3 protein-coding genes and 1 pseudogene are annotated in these 2,026 nt (G+C 76.3%); 2 read left to right on the top strand and 2 right to left on the bottom strand.

Features of this window, described 5'->3' with window-relative positions:
• Nucleotides 1-277 (bottom strand): DAK2 domain-containing protein (locus CTKZ_RS17995; protein WP_235843548.1); only part of this gene is annotated, 277 nt, incomplete at its 3' end.
• A 316-nt stretch (nucleotides 278-593) separates the two neighbouring features.
• Here CTKZ_RS17995 and rpmB point away from each other — a divergent pair.
• Nucleotides 594-785, top strand: coding sequence for a 50S ribosomal protein L28 (gene rpmB, locus CTKZ_RS17990; protein ID WP_029289091.1), 192 nt, complete (start codon nucleotides 594-596; stop codon nucleotides 783-785).
• A gap of 68 nt (nucleotides 786-853) precedes the next feature.
• Nucleotides 854-1,396, top strand: coding sequence for a GNAT family N-acetyltransferase (locus CTKZ_RS17985; RefSeq protein ID WP_235843547.1), 543 nt, complete (start codon nucleotides 854-856; stop codon nucleotides 1,394-1,396).
• Nucleotides 1,397-1,537: 141 nt separating this feature from the next.
• On the opposite strand, the pseudogene CTKZ_RS17980 reads toward CTKZ_RS17985, so the two are convergent.
• A pseudogene (locus CTKZ_RS17980) lies at nucleotides 1,538-2,026 on the bottom strand (thiamine-phosphate kinase); the annotation flags it as partial.

Raw genomic sequence — 2,026 nt, 5'->3', positions numbered from 1 at the left:
GGCTGAGGATGACCCCGGAGTTGCCGCGCGCGGCGAGCAGCGCGCCGCGCGCGAACGCGCGCGCCACGGCGAGCGCGCCGGTCCCGGCGGGCAGCGCCGCGACGGCCTCGGCTCCCCCGGTGATCGTCAGCAGCGCGTTCGTGCCGGTGTCGGCGTCCGCGACGGGGAAGACGTTGACCGCGTCGACGGCGGGCCGCGCGAGCGCGAGCGCCGTCCGGGCACCGCCGGCCCAGGCGCGCAGCACGTCGGCGTCGAGCACGTCCATCCCTCCGGTCACCGCCCGGGCGTCGGCTCGAGGCGCACGTCGGCGCCCGCGGCGGGCGGCCCGAGGTCCCGCTGCTGGTCCCCCACCCTGCCGCATCGCGCCCACATTTGGGTCGCCTGCGGGCCATGGGCTAGTCTTGACCGGTTGCCCGACGACTCGGGCACAGGTGACGCGCGGGCCACACCGGCCCGTCGACCCCGATCCGGTCGCCCCAGGCCCGGTGACGGACGCGTCCCGACAACCGACTTCGTCGCGGTCCCCGCGACGTGCCCGCATCGGTCCCGACTCGTCGGGGCCGGGACCGACCGCAAGAACACAGGAGAAGATCGTGGCTGCCAACTGCGACGTCTGCGCCAAGGGCCCGAGCTTCGGGCACAGCATCTCGCACTCGCACGTGCGCACGAAGCGCCGCTGGAACCCGAACATCCAGCGCGTCCGCGCCGTCGTCGCGGGCACCCCGAAGCGCCTCAACGTGTGCACCTCGTGCCTCAAGGCCGGCAAGGTCCAGCGCGCCGTCTGACGCCGCCGCACCACCGGTCGCAAGGCCCGTGAGGCAATCGCCTCGCGGGCCTTCGCCATGCCCGGACCATGTGGCAGGGTGACGTCATGATGGAGCAGCTCGACGAGGTGACCGTCCGCGCCGCCGGAGCCGCTGACGCCGCTGCCATCGCGGCCGTCCACGTCCGGTCCTGGCAGGAGGCGTACGCGGGCATCGTCCCGGCCGACTACCTCGCGAGCCTCGACGTCGACGCCCGCGCGCGCGACTGGCGGGGCTACCTCGCGCACGGTGCCGAGGACCGGGTGCGGACCTGGGTCGCCGAGGCCGGCGGGCAGATCATCGGCTTCATCTCCGTCGGTCCGGCCCGCGACGAGGACGCGAGCCGCGGCGACCGCGAGATCTACTCCATCTACCTCGACCCCGGCACGTGGGGCCACGGGGTCGCGCGCGACCTGATGCGGACCGTCCTGTCCGAGGTCGGCGACCGCACGCGCGTCTCGCTGTGGGTGCTGGCCGCGAACGAGCGAGCCCGCCACTTCTACCGCCGGCACGGGTTCCAGGCCGACGGCGTCGAGCGCTACGACGACGTCGGCGGTGCCGAGCTCCTCGAGGTCCGGTACCGCCGCAACTGACGTCCGGGGGCACTCCTCCCCCTGACCTCGCCGTCACGACCTGGCGCAGCACCTCGCGCCGCTGCTGTACCGTCGCGGCTGCCCCGACGCTCCGACGGCCGCTTCCTCGGGCGTCTTCAGCCCGCGACGCCGTGGCGCTCGTCAGCCCGCGAAGTGGTCCCAGCCCGACGCGACGTCCGGCACGCACCCGCCGACCAGGACCCGAGGCCCGTCACCGCCGCCGGCGGCGCGCACGACGCCGATCCGCCGGAACGGCGCGGGCGGCTCCACGTCCGGCGGGAACGTCGCGAGCAGCCCGTGGTCCTCGCCGCCGCCCAGCACCCACGCGAGCGGGTCGACACCCAGGCGCTCGGCCGTCGGCCGCACGCGCGCGACGTCGCGCGCCAGCCCGTCCGGGCCCGCCGTCGACGGGTCGTCCAGGTCGACGACCGCACCGCTCGCGCGTGCGAGCCTCCCCGCGTCGCGCAGCAGCCCGTCGGACACGTCGAGCATCGCGGTCGCCCCGGCACTCGCGGCGAGCGGCCCGGCCCGCAGCGGCGACGACGGGCGTCGGAACGCCGTGACGGCGTCGGGATCGACGCCGGGCCGGTCCGCGGCGAGCGCCGCCCACCCCGCGGCGGACGTCCCGCA

It is taken from the genome of Cellulomonas algicola (genome assembly GCF_003851725.1).
In the GTDB taxonomy this organism is placed as follows: Bacteria; Actinomycetota; Actinomycetes; order Actinomycetales; family Cellulomonadaceae; genus Cellulomonas; species Cellulomonas algicola.
Note: the sequence above shows the minus strand (reverse complement) of the source record. Positions and strands in the feature narration are given on the sequence as shown.

What these genes read in the sequence shown, in the direction of transcription:
- CTKZ_RS17985 (WP_235843547.1), top strand. Translation starts at nt 854, where the DNA reads ATGTGGCAGGGTGACGTCATGATGGAGCAGCTCGACGAGGTGACCGTC.